Origin of the sequence: Streptomyces sp. NPDC089799 (assembly GCF_040684755.1) — a bacterium.
Classification (GTDB): Bacteria; Actinomycetota; Actinomycetes; order Streptomycetales; family Streptomycetaceae; genus Streptomyces.
On the sequence record NZ_JBFBGR010000011.1, the window covers coordinates 224,350 to 242,279 of the forward strand.

13 protein-coding genes are annotated in these 17,930 nt (G+C 75.4%); 4 read left to right on the forward strand and 9 right to left on the reverse strand.

Annotated elements, in window-relative coordinates; translation table 11 throughout:
* Positions 1-7 precede the first annotated feature (7 nt).
* A complete protein-coding gene (locus AB0O36_RS15265; protein WP_365109438.1) occupies positions 8-1,633 on the forward strand; it encodes an amidohydrolase in 1,626 nt (541 codons plus the stop codon).
* Positions 1,634-1,636: 3 nt separating this feature from the next.
* On the opposite strand, the gene AB0O36_RS15270 is transcribed toward AB0O36_RS15265, so the two are convergent.
* The 5 genes from AB0O36_RS15270 to AB0O36_RS15290 all read right to left on the reverse strand — a co-directional run bounded on the left by AB0O36_RS15270 (position 1,637) and on the right by AB0O36_RS15290 (position 10,089).
* On the reverse strand, positions 1,637-2,035 hold the full coding sequence (locus tag AB0O36_RS15270) for a DUF1992 domain-containing protein (RefSeq protein WP_365109441.1): 399 nt from the start codon (positions 2,033-2,035) through the stop codon (positions 1,637-1,639).
* 39 nt (positions 2,036-2,074) lie between these two features.
* Entirely contained in the window at positions 2,075-5,959 is a 3,885-nt protein-coding gene (locus tag AB0O36_RS15275; RefSeq protein ID WP_365109444.1) for a hypothetical protein, read from the reverse strand.
* 365 nt (positions 5,960-6,324) lie between these two features.
* Complete coding sequence (locus AB0O36_RS15280; RefSeq protein WP_365109566.1) at positions 6,325-7,614, reverse strand: FAD-dependent monooxygenase; 1,290 nt, start codon at positions 7,612-7,614, stop codon at positions 6,325-6,327.
* Between the two features lie 245 nt (positions 7,615-7,859).
* Complete coding sequence (locus AB0O36_RS15285; RefSeq protein WP_365109447.1) at positions 7,860-9,392, reverse strand: HAMP domain-containing sensor histidine kinase; 1,533 nt, start codon at positions 9,390-9,392, stop codon at positions 7,860-7,862.
* Between the two features lie 4 nt (positions 9,393-9,396).
* Positions 9,397-10,089: a response regulator transcription factor gene (locus AB0O36_RS15290; RefSeq protein WP_365109450.1), complete on the reverse strand. Its 693-nt coding sequence runs from the start codon at positions 10,087-10,089 to the stop codon at positions 9,397-9,399.
* A gap of 266 nt (positions 10,090-10,355) precedes the next feature.
* Between AB0O36_RS15290 and AB0O36_RS15295 the strand changes: the two genes are divergently transcribed.
* A complete protein-coding gene (locus tag AB0O36_RS15295; RefSeq protein ID WP_365109453.1) occupies positions 10,356-12,749 on the forward strand; it encodes an MMPL family transporter in 2,394 nt (797 codons plus the stop codon).
* Positions 12,750-12,862: 113 nt separating this feature from the next.
* Entirely contained in the window at positions 12,863-13,561 is a 699-nt protein-coding gene (locus AB0O36_RS15300) for a hypothetical protein (RefSeq protein WP_365109456.1), read from the forward strand.
* A gap of 92 nt (positions 13,562-13,653) precedes the next feature.
* Here the strand turns inward: AB0O36_RS15300 and AB0O36_RS15305 are convergent, their stop codons facing one another.
* The 3 genes from AB0O36_RS15305 to AB0O36_RS15315 are packed head-to-tail and all read right to left on the reverse strand — an operon-like array spanning position 13,654 to position 16,169.
* Entirely contained in the window at positions 13,654-14,268 is a 615-nt protein-coding gene (locus AB0O36_RS15305; protein ID WP_365109458.1) for a dihydrofolate reductase family protein, read from the reverse strand.
* Between the two features lie 35 nt (positions 14,269-14,303).
* Complete coding sequence (locus AB0O36_RS15310; RefSeq protein WP_365109460.1) at positions 14,304-14,840, reverse strand: hypothetical protein; 537 nt, start codon at positions 14,838-14,840, stop codon at positions 14,304-14,306.
* A 33-nt stretch (positions 14,841-14,873) separates the two neighbouring features.
* The gene (locus tag AB0O36_RS15315; RefSeq protein ID WP_365109462.1) at positions 14,874-16,169 is read right to left on the reverse strand and encodes a cytochrome P450; all 1,296 of its coding nucleotides are present in this window, start codon (positions 16,167-16,169) and stop codon (positions 14,874-14,876) included.
* A 133-nt stretch (positions 16,170-16,302) separates the two neighbouring features.
* Between AB0O36_RS15315 and AB0O36_RS15320 the strand changes: the two genes are divergently transcribed.
* A complete protein-coding gene (locus AB0O36_RS15320; RefSeq protein ID WP_365109464.1) occupies positions 16,303-16,938 on the forward strand; it encodes a hypothetical protein in 636 nt (211 codons plus the stop codon).
* 22 nt (positions 16,939-16,960) lie between these two features.
* Here AB0O36_RS15320 and AB0O36_RS15325 read toward each other — a convergent pair whose 3' ends face one another.
* Positions 16,961-17,926, reverse strand: coding sequence for a hypothetical protein (locus AB0O36_RS15325; RefSeq protein WP_365109467.1), 966 nt, complete (start codon positions 17,924-17,926; stop codon positions 16,961-16,963).
* Positions 17,927-17,930 lie beyond the last annotated feature (4 nt).

The window sequence follows — 17,930 nt, forward strand, 5'->3', positions numbered from 1 at the left end:
GAATCCCGTGCGCACCCGGCTCGTCCTGCACTCCGCCCGCCTGCTCGATCCCGTCACCGGCGGGCTGCTGCCACAGACCGCCCTCGCGGCCGGCGGCGGCCGGATCCTCGCGCTGGGGCACGACCGCGAGATGCGCGCCCTCGCGGACCCCGACACCACGGTGATCGACCTCAAGGGGGCCGTGGTGACCCCGGGGCTCACCGACGGGCACCTCCACCCCGTGTCCGGCGCCGAGCTGACCCACGGCCTGGACCTGTCGGGCTGCACGGACCTGGCGGCCGTACGCGAGGCACTGGCGCGGGAGGTCCGGGGCCTGCGCCCCGGCGCGTGGCTGCGCGGCTGGGGACTCGACCCGAACGTGTTCGGCGACCGCCCGGTCGAGGCCGCCGCCCTCTCCCCCGTCCTGGACGGCGTACCGGCCATGCTGCTGCTGTTCGACGCCCATTCCCTGCTGGCCAGCGAGCGGGCCCTGGAACTGGCGGGTGTCGACGGACCGCGCGCCTTCGAGCAGGCCAGTGCCGAGGTGGTCTGCGACGCCGCGGGCCGGCCCACCGGGCTGCTGCTGGAGGACGCGGCCTGCGAACTCGTGGAGCGGGTCGCCCCTCAGCCCACGCGCGCCGCCCGCCGGTTCCTGCTCGCCGAAGCCCTGCGGGCCATGGCCGCGGCCGGGCTCACCGGCGGCCACGTCATGGACGCGAACGGTGACAGTCTCGCCTTCTACTCCGAGCTCGACCTGGCCGGACAGCTTCCGCTGCGCCTGCGGGTGGCGCCCTGGTGCCAGCCCGGCGCCGACGCCGACGCCGTACGAGCGCTGATCGAGCAGCAGGGCACGGGCGGCAGGCTGTGGCGGACCGCCGGCGTGAAGCTGTTCATGGACGGCACGATCGACAACGGGACGGCCTGGCTGGAGCGGCCGGACCGGGACGGCCGGTCCGACCACGCCTTCTGGCCGGACCCCGAGGCGTACACGCGGATCATCGGCGAGCTGCACGGCGCGGGCGTGCCCACCGCCACCCACGCGATCGGGGACGCGGCCGTACGGCACGCCCTCGATGCGGTCGAGCGGGCCCAGGCCGGTGCACGGAACGGGGTACGGCACCGGATCGAGCACATCGAAACCGTGCCGGACGACACCCTGCGCCGGTTCGCCGAACTCGGTGTCGCCGCGTCCATGCAGCCCACGCACTGCTGCGACTTCACCCGGGCGGACCACACCGACAACTGGTCGCAGCGCCTCGGCGAGGAGCGCGCGTCACGTGCCTGGCGCTGCCGCGACCTGCTGGACTCCGGCGCCACGCTGGTCCTCGGCTCCGACTGGCCCATCGCGCCCTACCCGCCGCTTGGTGTCATGGCCGGGGCCCGGCACCGCCGCCCCAGCCGCGATCTCGGCGAACCCCCGCACGGCCCCGAGCAGGCGCTCGGCGCGCTCGACGCACTGCGCGGGATGACCGTCAACGCCGCCTGGGTGGCGGGCGAGGAGCACGAGGCGGGGCGGATCGCCGTGGGCTACCGCTGCGACCTCACGGTGCTCGCGGAGGACCCCCTCGCGGTCTCCGCGACCGAGCTGCCGGAGGTCCCGGTCCTGCTCACGGTGGTGGACGGAGCGCCCACGCACCGGGACCCGGGGGTGTAGTCCTCAGGTGTGCGCGGCCCGCCACTCCCCCACCACCGCGTCCACGTCGAACGGCTTGACGTTGAGCGGGGGACCCGGCGGCGGCCGGCGGACCGCGGCGGCGATCTTCTCGTTGACGGCGGTGAGGATCTCGCGGACCCGGGCCTCGGTGCGCGCCTCGGCCACCGCCTCGACGGCGTCCTCGGCCTCCTTGCGCAGGGCCAGGGCGGGCGGCAGCACGGAGACGCCCTCGCGGTGCAGCTTCTGCCGGACCCACCACAGGTCGTCGTAGGGGGCGGTGTCGTCGGGAAGCGGCTTGCCGAAGCCGGACAGGTTCCGGAAGTCGCCGCGTTCCTCCGCCTCGCGGATCTGCTTCTCCACGAATGACTCGAAGCTGACGCCGGGTGGTTTGCGCTCGGTCATGTGTCCAGCCTACCGAAGGGGCGAAGCCGTACGGCGGGCTCAGCGCCCGTCCCTCCCGGCCCGCCCGTCCCTCCCGGCCCGCCCGTCCGGTCCGGTTCTCCCGTCCGGTCCGGTCCTCCCGTCCGGTCCCGTCCTCCCGTCCGGTCCGGCCCCGGCGTCGCACGTGGCGCGGTACGGAACGTCGGGGATGCGGTCGTGCCACTGGTCGCGCGGCAGCGGGCCGCCGGCGCGTGCGCAGAGGGACCCGACGATCGACTCGGGCCGGAGGTCGTGCGCCCGGACCGGCGTGTGCTCGCCCAGCCGCCACAGGGTCAGGCCGTCGTCGCCGAAGGCGAGGGCGCGGACCGGATCACCGGCCGCCGGCAGGCTGCCGCCGAGGGGTTTGAGGGTCTCGACGTCCCACAGCCGCACCTGGCCGAGCGCGTCTCCGGTGGCCAGCGTGCTCCCGTCGGCGGAGAAGGCCATGGCCCGCACGGTCGCGGAACTGCCCGGCGGGACCACGCCCCGTTCCGGCGAGAGGACTCCGAGGACGTGGTCACCGCGGCGGTTGCGCACCGTCACCCGTCCGGTGGCGTCGGCCACCGCGAGGAATCTGCCGTCGCGGCTGAACGCAAGCTCTGTGATGCCGTGTTCGTTCAGCATGGCGACGGGCTCGAAGGAGGGCAGGCTCCGCACGGAGCCGTCCCCGAGCACGGCCAGGACACCGGCGGGATCGATCCCGACCGGACCGATCTCCGTCCCGGACACGCGGTTCGTGCGCGAGGACAGCTCCCACAGGCCCCCGCCGTCCGCTTCGGTGGTGGCGTACACGCGCAGCTGCCCCGCCCGTCGGTCCGGCACGAGGTCCGGCACCCGCCCGACCTGTCCGGGCACGGTGAGCTCGGCGACGGGACGGCGTTCGGCCAGGTCCCAGACGTGCACGGTGCGTCCGTCCTCGTCGCCGAAAGTGAGCGTGTAGGCGAAGAGCCGGCCGTCCGGGCTGAACCCGCCCGTCACGGCAGCCGGCTCCCGCCCGCCCAGACCCAGGGCGGGCAGCGAGGCCAGCGGGGTCCCCGTCCGGAGGTCGCACAGGGCCAGTTCGATCCTGCCCCCGGCCCGCTTCCCCCGGATGACGTGCCGACCGTCGGGAACGAGGTGGTCCAGGTCGCCCGGGACCGGGGCCCAGGACGCCTCCAGGACCGGGCCGAGGTCGATGGAGTACACCGTGACGCCGTCGGCACCCAGGTAGCGGAGCGAGCGGCCCTCCTCGTCCACCGCAAGGCCGGTGGGGTTCTCGTTCGGGAGTTCCCCCGTGTACACCGGCTGTTCCGACAGGCCCGTGCCGTCGGGGTGGACGACGTCGGTGCGCCACACCGCCACCGCGCCGTTGCGGACCGCGGCGATGAAGCGGGAGCCGCTGCTGAACACCAGCCCGGTCACCCCCTGTTCGGTGGACGCCATGCTGACGCGGCCGGCTTCCAGGTCGATGAGCACGATTCCGGAGTCGAGCCGGGCCGAAAGCTTCCTGCCGTCGGGACTGAAGGCCAACCGGTCCTCCCCGCACGCCTGCGGTCCCTCGTCCCACCGCTGGTAGGGATGGCCCCAGGGGAGTTTCCGCCGGTCGGCCACGGACCAGACCTCGATCCGGCCGTCCCGTCCGCACAGCGCGATCCGGCTCCCGTCCGGGCTGACGGCCGCCGCGCGCGCGTCGGAACGGCCCTGCGCCGTGAACACCCGCTGCCCGCTCACGGTGTCCCACAACTCGGCGTTGCCGTCGAGGTTCCACACCAGCCACCGGCCGTCCGCTCCCCAGCCGACGCTGTCGAAGTTCATGCCCCCGGGGCCCGGACGCAGCGTGCGCTTCTCGCCCGTGATCACGTCCCACACCCGCGCCGTACCCGGCACCTCCGACTCGTCGGGGCGGATCTCGCCGTCGTCGGCGACGACGGCGCGCCGCCCGTCCGGGCTCACCCGCAGCCAGGCCGACGGGGCGCTGACCGTTCCGTCGGGGTTGCGGGGCGGCGCCCCGGGCGCCCCCGGCAGTGCGTGGGAGGCCGTGCGGCGGCCGGTGTCGACGTCCCACCGCTCCAGGATGTTGCCCTTCTGCAGGGTGAGCGTCCGCCCGTCCCGGCCGAGCGTGGCGCCGTACCCCCGGGTGCCGCCCCGCACGGGGGTGAACCGCACCCGGGGCCGGGGTTCCAGCGAACCCAGCAGAGCGGCCCTGGTCTCGGTCGTCCGCGCCAGCTCCCACGCGGCGACGCTCAGCCGGTCGGCGGTGACGGGGTCGGTGTCGCGCAGGCTGTCGGCGAGGGCCGCGGCGCGCAGGGCGGCGCCGACCAGCCGCCGCTGGGCCTCGGCCCGGCTCTGCTGCCAGGCCACCGATCCCGCGAGGACGGCCAGTACGGCCAGCAGCGACACCACCGCCCGTACGGTCCGCCGGCCGCGCCGGGTGCGGTGCTCGGCGGCGGTGCTCGCGTCGAGGAATTCGGCTTCCAGGACGGTGAGTTCGGTACGCCGGGCGCCGCCCGTGGCGTAGGGGCGCAGCATGGCCAGGCGGGTGGCCGGGGCGAGTACGCCGGGGTCGCGGCCCAGGGTGTCCCAGGCATCCGCCGCCTCGGTCAGCCAGCGGTGCAGACGGAGCTGCTCCCGGTCCTCCTCGATCCACGCGCGCAGCCGCGGCCAGGCGGTGATGAGGGCCTCGTGGGCGAGCTCCACGGTGTCGCCGTCGAGGGCGATCAGCCGGGCGCGGGCCAGGAGTTCGAGGACGGCCGCGGCGTCGTGGCCCGTGCCGATGGCTTCGAGTTCCGGTCTTCGGGTGGGGCGGCGGGTGTCCGGGGCCCCGTCGCCGGGGGCGATCAACCGGAGCATGATCCGCCGCGCGGTCGCGGCCTGGTCCGGGTCCAGTTGCCCGTACGCGGCCTCGGCGGTCTGGGCGATGGCTCCGCGGATGCCGCCGGCCCGCTCGTACGCCTCCAGGGTGAGGGCACGGCCGCGGCGCCGCCGCCAGGTCTCCAGCAGCACGTGGGAGAGCAGGGGCAGGCCACTGGCCTGGGCCGACACCTCCTCCAGGAGGGTGGTGGTCAGGGCCCGCTCGACGGTGAGGCCGTGGGCCGCCGCCGGCCGGGTGATCGCCTGGCGGAGTTCGGCGGACGTCATGCGGGCGACCGGCAGGCTCGCGGTGCGGACGGCGGCGGCGAGGCCCGGGTGCTCCAGGCAGCGGGCGTAGAAGTCGGCCCGGATGCCGAGCACCACCCGCAGTCGGCTGCCGGGATCGTCGGCCGCGAGGAGCGCGGCGATGAACGCCGCGCGGTCGGCCGCGTCGTGGCCGAGGGTGAAGACCTCCTCGAACTGGTCCACGACGAGCCACGTTTCGCCGTCCCCGGCCGCCGGGCGGAGGATTCCGGCGGGCCCGGCCGGCAGCCGCCGGCCCGGGGTGAGCAGGCGGATCGCCGCCGGCGGTTCGGGGAGTTCCGGGAGCCGGGGCACCAGGCCGGCGCGCAGCAGCGATGACTTGCCGCTTCCGGAAGGGCCGAACACGGTGGTGATCCGGTGCGCGGCGACGAGCGACACGAGGTCGTCGACGAGCCGTTCCCGGCCGAAGAACAGCTGCCGGTCGACGGGTTCGAAGCGGGCCAGTCCCCGGTACGGGGAGGCTTCGCCGTCATCCGCGTCGTGCAGGGCGAGCCGCTCGACGGCATCGAGCCAGCGGCCCTCCCAGTCGGCGGGGTCGCCGCCGCACGCGGCGACGTAGGACAGGACGACGGGGAGGGTGGGGAGCTGGTCGCCGGCCGCGGCCCGGGACAGGGTGGCGACCGAGTACGGGCCACGGCGGGCCATGGCGGCGTACGTCGGTCCGCCCGCCTCCCGACGCAGCTTGCGCAGCGCCACGGCGAACTCCGCGACCGGCCCTGCCAGAGGGTCCAGCGGCTTTTCCTGACGCCCCACCCGATGCCCCCCGTGTGGTCGTTGTCGATCACGATCAAGCCGAACCCAACCGGTCCGGGCGGGAGGGTGACAAGGAGGTTTCACGCCGACCCGGCCGGAGGGCGGAGCGTCGGCGGCGGATTGTTTCGTGCGCTGACCTGGGCTGCGCAACAACGGGGCGGCGCCCGAAGCTGGTTGTGCGCCGGACAGCTGCCGGGGCGGGCCGTCGTCAACGGGGGTACGGCCCGCCCCGGCGGCGCCCGGCTGCGCCGTGTCGCCGGCGCCGTGCACCGGGCGTCGCACACCGGGCGGACCGGCGGCCGGGCGTACCGGTCAGCGCATGGTCGCGGCCTGCCGGTCAGAGCCTGTCGGTCAAGGCGTGCCGGTCAGGGCGTGCCCGGCAGGGCCTGGCCGCCGATGCCGGATGCTCCGTCGAGCTGGCCCCGCCACCAGGACTCGGCGGCGGGCCGGTCCATCGCGGTCCATTCCGGGGTCCGCTCCACCTGGGCCCGGCCGAGGCGGCGGGCCAGGGCGACCAGTTCGCGGCCCACCGGGCCCCGTGCCGCCTGGTAGGCGTGCGTCAGGTGCTCCCAGGAGGCGGCGTTGCGCCAGGCGGCCTCGAAGGCGGTCGCGTCCTGCATGGCCTTGGCCGCGCCGCTGGTGTTGTGCGGGCGCACCACGGTGGCGGCGTCCCCGGCCAGCAGGAGGCGGCCGGCGCCGGTACGCGTCACCTCCAGGTCGTAGATGGGCTGGACGAAGGTGTCCGCGGGGGCGGTCAGTCCGAGCACCCGCGCCCAGTACGGCGGGAACTCGCGGGCGAGCAACAGGGCCAGGTGGTCGGAGAGTTCGGCCGTGAGGGCGCCCGGCGGGAAGCTGGTGGGGTCGTCGAAGCGCAGGGTGCCGTCCTGCGGGGGCACGGCGTAGAGGACCCAGTTGACCCGGGTGCCGTCCGGGCCCGGGATCCGGTAGATGACGCAACTCCCGCCGGGCCAGCCGACGGTCATGGCCGCGTCGGACGGCCAGGGGTCCTCGCCGATGCCGTCCAGCGCGCGGGCGTCGAAGTTGCCGCGCCAGCAGACGTAGCCGGCGTAGTGCGGACGGGAACCGGGGCTGAGGGCCTCACGGACCACCGAGCGGTAGCCGTCGGCGCCGACGACCAGGTCGTAGTGCTCGACGGAGTCGCCGGCCAGGGTGACCGCCGCGCGGCCGTTCGGGGTGGCGGACGGGGTGCCGCCCGGGGCGGCGTCCTGGGCGGATCCCGGGCCGGGCAGCGGGGCGGGCGGTGGGGCGGACACGCCCGTGACCGCCGTGCCCTGCCGGTAGACCACGGAGGCCGGGGTCGCTTCGCGCAGCCCCTGCCAGAGCAGGCCCCAGTGGTAGGAGTGGAAGGGGAACGGCTGCTCCCAGAACAGCCGTCCGGCCGCGTCGCCACCGTCGCGGACCACCCAGCGGCGCCGGGTCAGGCGGTGTGCGGCGATGCCCGGGGGCAGGGTGCCGACGGCGGCGAGCTCGGCGGCCCGGTCGTTGTGGATGCACAGCCCCACCCCGCGGTCCGCCAGCCGTCCGCCGGTGCGCTCGATGACCACGACCTCGTCCGCGCCGGCGCGCGCCGCGGCCGAGGCGAACGCACAGCCCGCGATGCTCCCGCCGACCACCGCGACCGTTCCGCCCCGCATCGCCACGTCGTGTCTCCGTCCCGAAGTGCCCATGGCACAGGAAGGGCCGTGGGTGCCGGAAGTACCGGTGAGAGCCAGAGCTGCCCGAGCTGTCACCGGTGCCCGGAGTGCCGGACGTATCCGGGTCACCGTGGGCCGTTGCGCCGGGACCATTGTCGGCGGCGGCGCACCGGGTACGCGCGGGGCGGGCGGAAGATGGCGCCCGGATGGGCCGTAAGAGGCCGGGAATTGACGGTGCTTCCGCCTTACGGGTGAGCGGCGGGGAGGTCCAGGGTGAATGCCGCGCCGCCCTCGGGTCCGCGGCCGAGCACGGTGAGGGTGCCGCCGAGCCGGGTCGCGAGGCGGTGGGCGATGGCGAGGCCGAGTCCACTGCCGCCCGGGCGCTCGCCGCGGTAGCGGTCGTGCAGCGCGCCCCGTTCGAAGGCGACCTCGACGTCCTCCCCGGTGAGCCCCGGGCCGCCGTCGCGGACCTGGAGGCGCGCGCCGCCGCCTGCGGGCGGGGCGGCGAGGGCCAGGACGACGGGCCGGCCCGCGGGGGTGACCCGTAGCGCGTTCTCCAGCAGGCAGTCGAGCAGCTGGCGAACCCGGAAGGAGTCGGTACGGACGACGACCGGAGTTCCGGATTCTGTTTCTTCCAGGCGGAACTCGACTCCGTGACGGGCGCAGCGTTCCCGCCAGGACGCGGCCGCCCGGGTGACGAGGTCCGACAGGTCGGTGTCGGTGGGGGTGATACGGAAGTCCCCGGAGTCCGCCTCCAGCCGGGCCAGGTCCAGGAGGTCGCGGAGGAAACCGTCCAGCCGCTGCGCCTCGGCGCCCAGTACGCCGCCGATCTCGGGGACGCGCTCGGCCGGGATCACGCCGTCGGCCAGGGCTTCGGCGTAACCGCGCAGGGTGGTCAACGGGGTGCGGATCTCGTGCGAGACCGACAGCAGGAAGTCCCGGCGGCGGCCTTCGGCCCGGGTGAGTTCCCGGTCCAGGACGGCCAGGGCCCGGGTCACCTCGGCCACTTCCAGGGGGCCGGGTCCTGCCGATGGGTCAGGTCCCGCGCCTTGCCCCGCCGGGCCGCCCGCACCGGACACGCCGGACTGACCGGACTCACCGGACTCACCGGAGCCTCCCGGCCCGCCGGACCCGTCCGGCCGGCCGGACTCCGTGATCCCCCGCTCGCCGGCCGCGAGGCGGCCCGCCAGAACGGCCGCGCGGGTCAGCGGGCGGGCGATGCGGCGTGCGAGGAGCAGCCCGGCGAGGCCCGCCCCGAGCAGTCCGGCGCACAGCGGCAGGACCAGGTTGCGCCGGATCCGGGCGGCCGCCTCGTCCACCTCGGCGGTGGATTTGGTGAGGATGACTCCGCCCGCCAGGTGGGCCCGGCCCTCGATGATGACCTCCCGTCCGTTCAGCGTCCCCGTCGCGGACAGGGGCTTGCGGGCGAGCAGCAGGTCGCGCTGGGCGTTCGAGACGGCCGGGGCGGCCGGGCCGCGGAGGGTGCCGGAGGGTTCGAGCACCGCCGGCTCGACCCCGTTGGCCCCGGCGATCAGCTGCTCGCCCTCGACGAGCACCGCCGAGAGTCTCGGGATCCGGCTGAGCACGGTCGCCTGGCGGCCCAGTCTGTCCCGCTCCTGGGCCTCCGCGTTGCCGCGGGCCGTGTACCAGGCGGTGACCCCGCTGAGCAGGACGGCGACGAGCGCGACGAAGGCCCCGAACAGGACGAGTTCGCGGGCGAGCGTGCGGCGGCGACGGCGGGCGACGGCACGAGAGCGGGGGCGGAGGCGGGGGGCCATGCACTCATTCCCCGTCGTCGGTCGCGCTGTAGCCCACGCCGCGCACCGTACGGATCGGGCTGGCGCTGCCGAGCTTGGCGCGGATCTGGGAGACGAACACGTCCACCACCCGCGGGTCGCGGTGCGCCGAGTCGCCCCACACCTGGTCCAGCAGCTGCAGGCGGGTGAACACCTGGCCGCGGTGCTGGAGCAGATGGCTGAGCAGGTCCAGTTCCAGCGCGGTGAACTCCACCGGTACGCCGTCCACCTGGACCGTGCGCCGCCCGGGGTCGACCCGCAGCGGGCCCCGGGTGTGTACGGCGGGGGTGCCCCGGGCCGGGCCTGCCGCGCGCCGCAGCACCGCGTTGACCCGGGCCACCAGCTCGCCCGGTGAGAACGGTTTCGTCAGGTAGTCGTCGGCGCCCAGTTCCAGTCCCAGGATCCGGTCCGCCTCCTCGCCCCGGGCGGTCACCAGCAGCACCGGCGTCCAGTCGCCCCGTTCGCGCAGCCGCCGGCAGAACGTGATCCCGTCCATGCCGGGCAGTCCTACGTCGAGCACGACCGCGCCCGGCGCGAGCCTCCGCACCGCGTCGAACCCGGCGGGTCCGTCTCCGGCCACCTCGGTGCGGTAGCCGTCCCGCTCCAGGTAGAGCTGTTGCAGGGCGGCGATGTTCCGGTCGTCCTCGACGATCAGGACGAGTCCCTTGCGGGGGTTCACGACGGCCGGCTCATGGGGATCACGACGGCTCCGGGGAAGGTGCGCGCGGTACGGAGCCGCGGGGCGGGCTGGATGCGGTCACATGCTAGCCAGCGCGGAGGGGCGTACGGCCGATCGCGGCACGGCGCCGGTGGAGCCTTACGGAGCCCTAACAATCCGCTCATGATCCGCTGGCATTCGGCACCGAGGATCAGGACGAGCACGAGCGGGCCGGCCGCCCGCCACGTGCGGCGTCCCGTCGCCTCCTCCCGCAAGGACCTTCCCCGATGACACGAAGTGACCAGGCCGACCAGACCGACCGGGCCGACCAGACCGATGGGGCCGACCAGACCGATGGGGCTGATCAGGCCGGCCTGTCCGACCTCGCCGACCTGTCTGATCCCGCCGACCGGGCCGACCAGACCGGCCGGGGCGATCGGGTTCCCCGTCCGCGCCCCCGATCCCGCCCCGGGTTGCTGTTCCGCACCGGGCGCGGCTGTGCCCGGCGGCCCTGGCTGGTGATCGCCGTATGGCTGCTCGTCCTGCTGACCGCCGTCGGCGCGGACCGGGCCTGGGGCGGGACGTACGAGGACGACTTCACCCTGCCCGGCACCTCCGTGCAGACCGGTGCCGACCTGCTCGAAGCCCACGGGGGTCCGGCGGCCCGGGGCGTCCCCGCGCAGATCGTCCTCTCGGCCGCCCCGGGCGGTCAGGGACCGCAGGCCGGTCTCGGCGCGCACCGCACGGCGATCGAGTCGGCGCGGGCCGGGCTCGCGGCGCTGCCCGGGGTGATCTCGGTCGCGGATCCGACGGCCACGCCCGGGGCCGTCACGGGGGACGGACGCACCGGCTGCTTCACCGTCCGGTTCGCGTCGGATCCCGCCCGGTTCGAGAAGTCGTACGTCGGCCTGGTCGACGAGGCGGTGGCACCGCTGCGCGCCGACGGGGTCGGTGTCGAGTACGGCGGCCCGCTGGGCAAGCTGGCCCGGTCGGGCGGCGCCGACCGGGCGTCCGAGGCCATCGGCATCGCCACGGCCGTGCTGGTCCTGCTGATCGGGTTCGGCAGTGTGGCCGCGGCCGCGTTCCCCCTGCTCAGCGCGGTGATCGGGCTGCTGGCGGGACTCGCCGCCCTCGGGCTGGTCGCGGCACAGGTCGGCCTCGCCGCCGTCTCCCCCACCCTGGCCGTGATGATGGGCCTGGGGGTGGGGCTGGACTACTCGCTGTTCCTGGTGACCCGGCACCGCCGGCTGCTGCGGGACGGCGCGGCCCCGGCGGAGGCGGCGGGCCGTGCCGTGGCGACCAGCGGCCGGGCCGTGCTCGTCGCGGCGATGACCGTGACGGTCGCGCTGGCCGGGCTGTTCGCGTCCGGTGTGGGATTCATCGGCATGCTGGGGGTCGCCGCCGCCACGACCGTGCTGACCGGCGCCCTGGCCGCGCTCACCCTGACGCCCGCGCTGCTGGGCCTGGCGGGCCGGCGCATCGACCGGTTCCGCGTCCGCCGGCCGGTCGACGAGCCCGACGGGGCCGCAGACGTGTGGCACCGCTGGGCGGCGACGGTGGGCCGCCGCCCGTGGACCGCGCTGGTGGCGGGTGCGCTGCTGCTCGGCGTGCTCGCCGTACCGGCCGCGTCGATGCACCTCGGCCATGTGGACGCGGGCGCGGCACCTGCCGGCTCCACCGAGCGCCGGGCCTACGACCTGGTCTCCGACGGGTTCGGGCCGGGGGCGAACGGGCCGCTCACGGTCGTGGTCACCCTCGACAAGGACGGGACGACCGCGCAGCGGCGGACGGAGATCGCCCGGGGCCTGCACGACGCGCTCGCGCGCACGCCGGGCGTGGCCTCGGCGACCGTACCCGCGCCGACCCCGGACGGGACGCTGCTGGTGGCGACGGTGGTACCGGCCGGTGCCCCGCAGGACCGGGCCACGGCGGACCTGGTCCACCGGCTGACGGACCGTACGCTGCCCGACACCCTCGGCCCGTACGGGGCCACCGGATACCTGACCGGGCAGGTCGCGGCGCAGCAGACCTTCCGGGACGTGCTGGCGGAGCGGCTGCCGCTGGTCGTGGGGCTGGTGGTGGCGGCCGCGTTCGCGCTGCTGCTGATCGTGTTCCGCAGCCCGGTGGTCGCGCTGAAGGCGGGACTGCTGAACCTGCTGTCGATCGGCGCCTCGTTCGGCGTGGTGGTGGCGGTGTTCCAGTGGGGCTGGGGCGGCTCGCTGCTCGGCGTGGACGGGCCGGTGCCGGTGGAGTCGTACGTACCGATGATGATGTTCGCGATCGTCTTCGGGCTCTCCATGGACTACGAGGTGTTCCTGCTGTCGCGGATCCGGGAGCACTGGCTGGCCGGGCACGGGGACCAGGAGAGCGTCGCGGCCGGGCTGGCGTCCACGGCCCGGGTCATCACCTGTGCCGCGATCGTCATGACCAGCGTGTTCCTGGCGTTCCTGCTGGCGGAGGACCCGGTGGTGAAGATGCTGGCACTGGGCCTCGGGGTGAGCGTGGTGCTGGACGCCACGGTGGTCCGGCTGCTGCTGGTGCCCGCGACGATGCACCTGATGGGCCGGGCCAACTGGTGGATCCCCGCGTGGCTGGACCGGCTGCTGCCGCACTTCGACCCGGAAGGCGGGGACGGAGACGTCCACGGAGAGATCGGCGCGGAGTCGGGGGTACGGGCATGACCACGGACGCACGAACGACGGGGCGGACGCGCACGACCGCGCCCCGGACCGGTGCGGGGAGCGGTGCCGGGCGGACGACCGACGCGGCCCGCGCACGACGCCGCAGGAACCTCGTGACGGTCGTGGCGTGCGGCACCGCGGCCGCGGTGCTGCTCGCCGGCTGTGCCGAGTACGCCGCGGAGCTGATGGTCGAGGACCGGATAGCGGACGCACTCCGACCCCGGCTGGGGGCGACCGAGGTGGATGCGGCCGGGTCGGGGCTGCTGGCGGTGGCCCGGGGCCGGGTCGGCACGGCACGGGTCAGCGGGGACGAGGCTCAAGTCGGCCGGATCTCCGGGGCGTCCGTACGGCTGACCCTGACCGGCATCGCCACGGGCGAGGACGGCCGCGGTGGCACCGTCGACTCGGTGGAGGGCCGGATCACCGTCCCGGTGGACGCGGTGCGGGCTTCACTGTCGGCGGGCGGTGGCGGACTGCCGGTGAGTGCGGTGTCCACGGACCCGGCCTCCGGTACGGTCCGGCTCGACGTCGGTCCGGGCGGCGCGGCGACCGTACGGCTGCGGCCCGAACTGCGCCATGGACGGCTGTCGTTCACGGTCGTGGAGGCCACGCTGCTGGGCCGCCCGGCCCCGGAGCGCCTCGTCTCGGCGGTCCGGGAGGGCCTGGCCGACCGTCAGGAGCGGTCGGCACCGGACGCCGACGCCGCCCTCCCCGGTATGACGGCGGAGTCCGTCCACGTCACGGACGGGGGCCTCGACATCGAGGTCCGCGGCCGGAACGTCCGCCTCGGCGGCCAAGTCCCCCGGGGCTGACCCCGGGTCCGGCTGCTCGGCCACCGGCCGCCGGGGGGCGGCTGGTGGCCGAGTTCACCGCGGATGCGCCGGATGCATGGGATGCACAGAGTTCACTCCTCCCGCCGCTTCAGGTGGGCCTTGGCGTCCTCGTACGTTCCCTCCCCGGGGGCGGTGGCGGGGGCGTAGGACAGGTTCAGCACTCCGGTCCGGAACGTGTCGGAGGAGATGAGCTCCAGCGGAAGCGGCAACGGCGCCTCGTCGAAGAGCCGCGTCCCGCTGCGGACCGCGACGGGATGGACGAACAGGTTCAGTTCGTCCAGGAGCCCTGCGGCCAGCAGTTGCCGGACCACGGAGACCGAACCGCTGATCCACACGGGCGAGCCCGACTCGTTCCTGAGGGCGGCGACCCCGTCGGCGAGCTCCCCGGCGAGCTGCTCCGAGTTGCGCCAGGTGAAGGTCTGGCGGCTGCGGGAGGCCACGATCTTGCGGGCGTCCCCGAGCAGTTTGGCGAACGGGGCGTCCTCGCCGCCGGCCGCCTCCCGGCCGGGCCAGGCTCCGGCGAAGCTGTCGTAGGTCCGGCGGCCGAGCAGCAGGGTGTCGGCGCGGCCGAGCGTGGCGTCGACGGCCGCGCCCATCTCGTCGTTGAAGTAGGGGAAGTGCCACTGGTCGGGTGCCTCGACGACACCGTCGAGCGAAATGAACAGCTGCGCCTTGATCTTCCTCATGCCGGCTCCCGAAGTGCGGTCGTGCGGATGCGGACTCATCCAAGGGGACGGTGCGCCGACGAGTCGAGCGCGCCGCGCAGACGCTCGCAGACCACCGTCACCTCCGCCTCGGCCGGACGGCGGTCGGCGCGGAACATGGCCATCTGCAGCGCCGGGCCGAAGGCATCGTGTTCGGCGAGGTCCTCGGCGCGGGCGGGTTGCACCACGAAGTGGATGTGGCCGGGCACCGCCCCCGCGTGCGACCAGAGGCAGACGTACACCTGCTCGGGATCCGTCACGGCGGTCACGGCGTCGCTGACCCGCTGCAGCAGCGGACCGAGTTCGGCGGACTCGTCGGCGGTGAGCGCGGCGACGTGCACGACGTGGCGGAGGGGTTTGACCACCACCGTGCCGAGGCCCAGCGGGCCGACGCAGTGTTCCACCACCCAGTGGGGGGTGCGGTGGATCGCGCCGCCCGGCAGGGGCGCCGTCCCCGCCGTCAGATCGCAGGCGAGGCAGCTGCTGCCGGCTCCCGTGGAGTCCGTGCAAGTGTCGGCGTTGGTGTTGGTGTTGTCCGTGGTGCTCTTCGGCATGCGGTCTCCCGTGCCCGGTCGGTTGTCGGACCGTCATCTTGCCGCGATGCGGCCCGCGTGGCTGCGGGACGGGCGCGGGTCGTCCATGACGAAGCCGCTGCGCGGGCGGGTGGGGATGCGGTGCAGCGGGATCGACAGGTCCTGTTGGGGAACGCCGAAGTCCAGGTGGGCCAGGGTCTGCGCGATCGCGGTGAGCAGGGCGAGGGTGATGTCCTCGCCGGGGCAGCGGTGTCCGGTACGGGCGTCACCGGCGCCCTGGGGGATGAGCGCGGCCGGGTCGGGCTCGTGGCCGAGGAAGCGCCCGGGGTCGAAACGGTTCGGCCGCTCCCACAGTTCCGGGTCGTGGTGGTGCCCGTACACGTCGAGCAGCACCAGGCTCTCCGCCGGGATGTCGACGTCGCCGAACCGCAGGTCACGCGCGGCGAGTCCGCCGACGAACGGCACGAAGGGGTAGAAGCGCCGGAGTTCATGGGCGAAGGCCCGCGCGTACGGGAAGCCGGCGGTGCGGAGCCGGTCCCGCTGTGCGGGATCGCGGTGCAGGGCGTGGGCGGCGAAGGCGGTGTACCAGGCGAGGGCGACCGTGGGCCGGACGATGTTGAGGAGTTCGACGGCGGCGGTGTGCGGGGGCAGGAGCGTGCCGTCCGCTTCGCGGTGGCGGGCGACCGCCGCCAGGGCGGACCGGTCGACTCCGTGGTGGCGGGAGGGCGCGAAGGGGCCGTCGGCGTGCGGCCCGGCTCCGCGGACGTCGAGAACGGCGCGGGCGAGGGCTTCCTCCTGGCGCCGCCGGGCATGGCGGGCCCGCCAGTGGCGGGACCCGGGGGTGGCGAAGCCGTCGACCATGGCGATGCAGTCCTCGGCGATCTCGCGTGCCGCGTCGTCCGGAACGGGCAGGCCGACCCAGTCGCAGACGGCCCGCGCGAGTACGGTGCCGACCTCGTCGAACAGGACCACCCGGCGCCCGGCCCAGCCCGGTACGGCGTCGGCCCAGGCCGCCTCGAAGCGGCCGGTGAGCGCGGCGACGCCCTCCGCGGACATCAGCAGGGAGGCGAAGAGCCGCTTGCGCGCCCGGTGCTCGGATCCGTCCAGGCCGTGGACGGCACCGCGGCCGAAGAGCGTGTCGAGGACCGGGCCCGGGAGCGCTCCCCGGCGCAGGACGTGCTGTTCGTCGTAGAAGAAGCGCACCGCCTCCCGGCCGTGGATCAGGACGGCCGGCCGGCCCGTCAGGCGGGTGCGGACCGCGTCGGTGCCCGCGCGCCGCAGCAGCCCGGGAGCCCAGGTGTAGCCCTCGGCCAGCAGGAACACCGTGCTGTCGACCTTGGTCCGGTGCATGGGCGGCGCCTACCCGCCGACCGCCCGCGCACACCCGGGGCGGGGTGTCAGCATCCGGCCGCCCGGTCACCCTGGGTGGTGATCGCAGCGCGCCCGCCGCCCGGCGGGCTCACGGGTGCGGCAGAGTGTCCGCATGCGCCGCCGACCTGCTCTCTTCCTGCTGCTCTCCGCCCTGTTGGCCGTTTCGGGGTGCGTTTCCGTGTCCGGCACCGGCGCCGGCGGCGACGGAAACGGAGCTCCCCGGGACGGCAGACCGCCCGCGGCCCGGCCCGTGCCGGGTACGGGCCAGGGCGGACGGGGGTCCTTGCCGTCGGCGCCGCTGCCGGGGGCGGGGCCGGAGGCGGAGTCCGTCGGCGTGGCGGGTCCGCACGGGGACGGCGCGGCCTCCTCCGGTGCCGGGCCCGGTACGGAAGCACAGGGGGAGCATGCCCGTCCCACGCCCCGGAAGGGTGGTTCCCACCTGCCTGCGGCGGCGGATGCCGGACGGCACGAGCACCGGCACGCGCACCCGCCGCGGTCGAAGCCGAAGCGGGGGGCGTGGGACGGCGGAACGGTCCAGGGCAACAGCAAGCACAAGGGCAAGACCAAGGCCAAGGCCAAGGCCAAACCCAGGACCCAGATCAAGGCCAAGGCCAAGACCAGGTCCGGGCCGAAGCCGCACGCGCCGTCGCCCGGCCACATCGACATGGCCGGGCTGTGCCGCTCCTCCCAGGGGGTGACCGACCCGGCGATCACCCGGCTCTGCCACGGCACGTTCGGCGGCAGGTAGGCGGACGTGCCGCGCGGCGGGGTCAGTCCTCCACGCCGCCCGGTTCCTCCGGCCCGCCCGGTTCCGCCGCCTTCCCGGCCTCGGCCTCCCCGGCGTCCGCGGCCTCCGCGCGCGTACGGGCCCGTGCGGCCGCCCGCGACGCCTCGTCGTGGCGGGTGGCGGCTTCGGTGTGCGCCGCGCGGGCCGCGTCCAGGCGGCCGGTCGCCGCGCGCAGCTCCCGCTCGGCCTCCGCGACCGCATCGCGGGTGCTGCGCAGCCGGTCTGCCCGGGCTGCCAGCTCGGATTCCAGCCTTTCCGCCTCCGCCCGGGTCCGGGCCTGCTCCTGCTGTGCCTCCCGCAGCCGCCTCAGCTGCGCCTTCCGCTGCTCCGTCCGCCGCTTCTTCTGCTGCTCCCGCTCCCACTCCTGCTTCTCCCGGTCCTGACGGTCTGCTGCCGGTGTCCTGGGCGCCGACGCCGACGCCGGCTCCGGCGGGGACGGTACGGCTCCCGGCTCCGGTTCGAGCCCTTCGAAGCCCACTGCCGCCACGGGCCGTTTCGCCAGCCGGCCGGCTGCCCATTCCGCGGCGACGGACTCGTCGGCGAGGACCGCGTGCAGGATCTGCTCCACCTCCTGCAGCACGGTCCCGCCGACCGCCTGGCCCGCCGCAGCCGCCAGCTCGCCGGCCGTCCGCGCCAGGGCAGCGATCACCCGGTGCCGGTCGTGCGACAGCTGCCGCAGCCGTACGCCGTCCAGGGTGCGGTGCGCGTCCCGGAGCGCCCCGCCCAGGGCGAGCAGCGCTTCCGTCTCGGCCGGCCGCTGCCGGGCGAGCAGTCCGGCCGCCCATGCAGCGGTCGAGGGCTTGCGCAGTCCCGCGATGCGCGCGGCGAGCTCCTTGTCGCCGGCCGTGCGGGCGCGGGCCGCGCGGGTGTTTCGGGCCGCCGTGAACTCCGCGGGCCGGAGCCCGTACAGCTCGTGCGCCACCGCCTCGAAATCCTTCTCCACGTCCACGTCC

Coding starts and splice junctions, on each gene's coding strand:
- AB0O36_RS15280 (WP_365109566.1), bottom strand. CDS start 7,614: ATGCGGGGCGGAACGGTCGCGGTGGTCGGCGGGAGCATCGCGGGCTGT.
- AB0O36_RS15285 (WP_365109447.1), bottom strand. CDS start 9,392: ATGGCCCCCCGCCTCCGCCCCCGCTCTCGTGCCGTCGCCCGCCGTCGC.
- AB0O36_RS15315 (WP_365109462.1), bottom strand. CDS start 16,169: ATGCACCGGACCAAGGTCGACAGCACGGTGTTCCTGCTGGCCGAGGGC.
- AB0O36_RS15320 (WP_365109464.1), top strand. CDS start 16,303: ATGCGCCGCCGACCTGCTCTCTTCCTGCTGCTCTCCGCCCTGTTGGCC.
- AB0O36_RS15305 (WP_365109458.1), bottom strand. CDS start 14,268: ATGAGGAAGATCAAGGCGCAGCTGTTCATTTCGCTCGACGGTGTCGTC.
- AB0O36_RS15310 (WP_365109460.1), bottom strand. CDS start 14,840: ATGCCGAAGAGCACCACGGACAACACCAACACCAACGCCGACACTTGC.
- AB0O36_RS15295 (WP_365109453.1), top strand. CDS start 10,356: ATGACACGAAGTGACCAGGCCGACCAGACCGACCGGGCCGACCAGACC.
- AB0O36_RS15270 (WP_365109441.1), bottom strand. CDS start 2,035: ATGACCGAGCGCAAACCACCCGGCGTCAGCTTCGAGTCATTCGTGGAG.